Origin of the sequence: Endozoicomonas sp. SESOKO2 (assembly GCF_024606245.1) — a bacterium.
In the GTDB taxonomy this organism is placed as follows: Bacteria; Pseudomonadota; Gammaproteobacteria; order Pseudomonadales; family Endozoicomonadaceae; genus Endozoicomonas_A.
On the sequence record NZ_JAHHPQ010000657.1, the window covers coordinates 1 to 4,764 of the forward strand.

Here is a 4,764-nt window from a genome sequence, read left to right on the forward strand (position 1 = left end):
TAAAAATTTCTGCTTCTGAGGAGAATAGCGAGCTATTTGACGAAGAAGCAGGAATTTTTAGACCAATTTATTGCAACCGCAGTAGGACAGCCTTAAGTCCGACAGGCTGCAAGTAAGCAGTTTAATTAGTTTCTGGATTAAACCATTTCAACTTGTCGTGGAGCTGTACCACATCACCAACAATTATCAGGGTAGGAGCCGTTACAGCGTTCCCTTCAACAATACTGCTGATGGTCTCCAGAGACCCGGTGAATACCCTTTGTTTCTGAGTGGTTCCCTTCTCAATCAGAGCAATGGGTGTGTCTGGACTACGCCCGTGTTTATGCAACTCTTCACAGATTCTTGGCAACCCCATCAGCCCCATGTAAAACACCAGAGTCTGGGAAGGGTCAGCCATTTCGTGCCAGTTCAGGTCATAGCTGTCGTCTTTAAGATGACCGGTTACAAAGCGTACAGACTGAGCATGATCCCGGTGGGTCAGAGGAATGCCGGCATAACTGGCACAACCGGATGCAGCGGTAATACCCGGCACCACCTGAAAAGGAATATTCTCTTCAGCCAGGGTGTCAATCTCTTCACCTCCCCGACCAAAAATAAACGGATCTCCCCCTTTCAGACGCAACACCCGCTTACCTTCTTTGGCCAGATCGACCAGTAACTGGTTAATTTCTTCCTGAGGGCGGGTGTGCCGGTCACGCTTCTTGCCCACATAAATGTAATCCGCATCCCGGCGACAAAGTGACAACACTTGTTCCGAAACCAGTCGGTCATGCAACACGACATCAGCCTGCTGCATCAATCTCAGTGCTTTGAAGGTCAGCAAGTCCGGGTCACCCGGCCCACCACCGACGAGATAGACTTCTCCTGTCGTCACCGGCTCAGAGCAGGCCAGTGCTTCTTCCATTAAACATCGGGCTGCTTCTACATCACCGGAAATGGCTTTTTCAGCAGCATTCCCGGTCAACACACGCTCCCAGAAATACCTGCGATCATTGATACGGCTGAACTTCTGAGAGACCTTTGAACGAAACTGGCCGGCCATTTCAGCCAGCCGACCATAGCCAGCCGGCAAAATGGCTTCCAACTGCTGCCGCAACATACGGGCCAGGACAGGTGCTTTGCCTCCCGTTGAGAAAGCCACCATAACAGGAGAGCGATCAACAATAGAAGGCATCACGGCATTACCGGATTGGGCGTCATCGACTACGTTGACGAACAGGTTTTGCAGCTTGGCCTGCCGGGCGACTTCTGAGTTCACTTGAGGCTCATCAGTGGCAGCAATAACAAGACAAACGCCGTCCAGATCAGAAGGTTCAAAGACTTTCTGCCGAACGTGATGATCTCCGGCATTGATCAAAGTCATCAAGTCCGGGTGAATCTCGGGAGCTACCAGTTGAATCATTGCCCCCGCATCAGACAGCAGCCTGGCTTTACGCAACGCGATGTCCCCTCCCCCAACCAACAGACAGGGACGATCACGAACTTCGAGGAATAATGGCAAATAATCCACTCGGACGACTCTCTTACAGTTATCATTATTGTTCACGGGAAACGGTTCCTGAGCGGCTCAACCGAACCTGAACCCATTCCTCTCTCATTGTCCGGCGTTATTATACCAGTGAATACTTTCGCTCTGATAAGAATAAATTTGATGCTTATTCCATCCAGAAAGCAGAACAGTTCTAACATGCTCTTATGCTCTTTCAGCACTCTGCACTCTAAAAGCCTTAAAGCTCAATGCCCCCTGTAGTTTCGGTATTCCCTGGCAGATGAGCAGTACTTTAGTTCGTATAATCTACGCCGAATAACTCAAGACTGAATCCCGAACAGTCTCATACCCTCTTTATCAGGAACCGCATGAATAAATCCGCTTCAGTGAGTGTTAGTGCGGACAGGGAGTTTTTCCGTAAACTCTGGCACCTCGCTCTGCCTGTTTCCCTGCAATCCATGATGTTTTCCGTGCTCGGGCTCATCGATATTTTGATGGTCGGCCAGCTGGGTGAAACGGCCGTTGCAGCGGTGGGTCTGGGTAACCGAATCTTTTTCTTTAACCTGATTCTGACTGCCTCTCTGGGTAGCGGTATGAGTATTCTGGCCTCCCAGTTTATAGGCTCGGGCGATACTGCGGGCTTGCGAAGAACTCTGGTACAGTCGCTACTAACCTCGGTATTCGTCACGATACCTTTCGTAGCTTTCTACATACTGTTGCCTGATGTGGTGATTGGCCTTTCAACCGGAGACCCGGAATTGACCCGGCTGGCCATTGAATACCTGCTGATTACCGCTCCTTCCATTATCTGCACGGCGATTGTCGTACCTCTGGAAGCCGCAATGAGAGCGTCTGGCGATGCCAGAACACCTACCCGAATTGGCTTTTATGCCATTCTGGTGAATGTCTTCCTGAACTACGTGCTGATTTTTGGCCACTTTGGATTTCCGGAACTGGGCGTTGCCGGATCAGCCTGGGGGACGACCTTGTCCAGATTTCTCCAGACCGCCCTTCTACTCAGGTACATCAAACAATTCAGAAGCCATCTTATTCCCGAAAAACGGGATGCTGAACTGGGTATGAAAAAGACGGAACTGGTTCGCTATTTCAAAGTCAGTGTTCCCATAGCACTTCAGGATGGCTCCTGGGCTTTTGGCCTTATCATATACAGCATCATCTACGCCAGTATTGGGGTGAATGAATTAGCTATCATGTCAGCCATCTCCTCCATTGAGGCCATCCTGATTTCACTGTTTATCGGATTCGGTGTGGGGGGCTCAATCATTCTGGGTCAGGAATTGGGAGCCCGGCATTTTGAGAAAGCCTGGCGACAAGGCTGGATCATGCTAATCATGTCACCCTTTATTGCGCTGGTTATTGGTACTCTGTTGATCGTTTTCCGGACGGATGTGGTGACCCTGTTCGGAAAGTTTGAAGGCTCCACCATGACCATGGCCCAGGAGGCTATGATCGTAGCCAGTGTTGGCTTGTGTATCCGGGTAATCAACCTGATGGGGATTATCGGCCTGCTGAGAAGTGGGGGAGATGTCAGAGCCACCGCTATCATCAGCACCTTTGCCATGTGGGGGATTGGTATCCCCATGGCCTGGCTCGCCGCATACTGGGGACTGCCCTTGTATCTGGTGTTTATTTTCAGTCTGTTTGAAGAGCTGTCCAAGGCCCTGATGGTGCTCCTGCGGGTATTCTCAAGACGCTGGTTGAAAAACCTGGTTTCGGAGCCCGCGACCCAGAGCACCTGAAGGTGCTCTGAACCAAGCCAGTTCCCAAAGAGAATTACCGGGCCAGAACGGTGACCGCGCCCATGTAAGGCTGAAGCACTTGGGGAATTCTAATGGAACCATCTTCATTCTGATAATTTTCCAGAACAGCCACCAGCGTTCTGCCTACCGCAAGACCTGAACCATTCAGGGTATGCAGCAATTCCGGCTTGCCGGTTTCCGGATTACGGAAACGGGCCAGCATACGGCGAGCCTGGAAGTCCAGACAGTTACTGACAGAAGAAATTTCACGGTACTTGCCCTGACCTGGCAGCCACACTTCCAGATCATAAGTTTTGGTAGCACCAAAGCCAAGATCACCACCGCAGAGCGCGACAACACGATAAGGCAGACCCAGCTTCCGGAGAATAGCCTCAGCGTGACCGGTCATCTCTTCCAGTGCCTCAAAAGACTTCTCCGGATGCACCACCTGAACCATTTCCACTTTTTCAAACTGATGCTGGCGAATCAGACCACGGGTATCACGACCATGGCTACCTGCTTCGCTGCGGAAGCAGCAGGAATGAGCCGTCAGTTTCAGTGGCAGTTCAGCTGTATCCAGAATGCTTTCACGCACTACGTTGGTCAAGGTCACTTCAGACGTTGGAATCAGGTAGAAGGGTTTCTCAGCTTCAGCACATTCCGTTTTGAACAGATCATCACTGAATTTTGGCAGCTGACCAGTACCCAGCAGAGCGGTGTCATGCACCAGGGCCGGGGTATTCACCTCTTCATAGCCGTGTTCTTCAACCTGCACATCCAGCATAAACTGAGCCAGGGCACGATGCAGTCGGGCAATGCCACCACGCATCAGTGTAAAGCGTGCGCCAGAGAGTTTGGTGCCGGTTTCAAAATCCAGACCCAGAGGCTCACCCAGATCCACGTGATCCTTGATCTCAAACTGGAAATCCGTCGGGGTACCCCAACGACGCACTTCGACATTGTCTTCTTCATCAGCACCTTCCGGTACCGACTCATGGGGCAGGTTGGGAATCCCCAGCAACAAGTCATTCAGTTCTGCCTGCAAAGCTGACAGTTCTTGTTCAGATTCTCTCACCTCGACAGAAAGCTGGTCCATACGCGCTTTGAGTTCGGAGATATCACCGCCCCGGGATTTAATCTTGCCGAACTCCTTCGACCCGGACTTACGTTCGCTCTGAAGCTGTTCGGTGTGAATCTGCAGGGACTTGCGACGCTCTTCCAGAGCGTTCAGTCGTTCTACATCCAGCTCGAAATGCTTTTTACGAAGCAAGGCAGCCACTTCATTGAGGTTGCTGCGAACGTATTTGGGATCCAGCATGTGAATTCCGTAACCTTATGTCTTGAACAATTCCAAGGGTCCTGAACCAGGACGGGTGCAGAGATCCTGAGGAGCCTGACCGAGAATAGCTGCGGCGACAGCAAATTGGTCTAAAAATCCACTTTTGTTCGTCAAATAGCTTGCTATTCTCCTCACAAAACCGAATTTTTATCCTCAATTTTCTGCCGTCCTCGCTA

3 protein-coding genes are annotated in these 4,764 nt (G+C 50.9%); 1 reads left to right on the forward strand and 2 read right to left on the reverse strand.

Annotated features, from left to right (window positions below; genetic code table 11):
* Positions 1–121: 121 nt before the first annotated feature.
* Positions 122–1,510, reverse strand: a complete 1,389-nt coding sequence (cysG, locus tag KDK17_RS16215) for a siroheme synthase CysG (protein WP_257254999.1) — start codon at positions 1,508–1,510, stop codon at positions 122–124.
* Positions 1,511–1,857: 347 nt separating this feature from the next.
* On the opposite strand from cysG, the gene KDK17_RS16220 reads away from it, so the two are divergent.
* Positions 1,858–3,249 (forward strand): MATE family efflux transporter, encoded by a 1,392-nt coding sequence (locus tag KDK17_RS16220; protein WP_257254997.1) that lies wholly within the window; start codon positions 1,858–1,860, stop codon positions 3,247–3,249.
* Between the two features lie 34 nt (positions 3,250–3,283).
* Here the strand turns inward: KDK17_RS16220 and serS are convergent, their stop codons facing one another.
* Positions 3,284–4,567, reverse strand: coding sequence for a serine--tRNA ligase (gene serS / locus KDK17_RS16225; protein ID WP_257254998.1), 1,284 nt, complete (start codon positions 4,565–4,567; stop codon positions 3,284–3,286).
* Positions 4,568–4,764 lie beyond the last annotated feature (197 nt).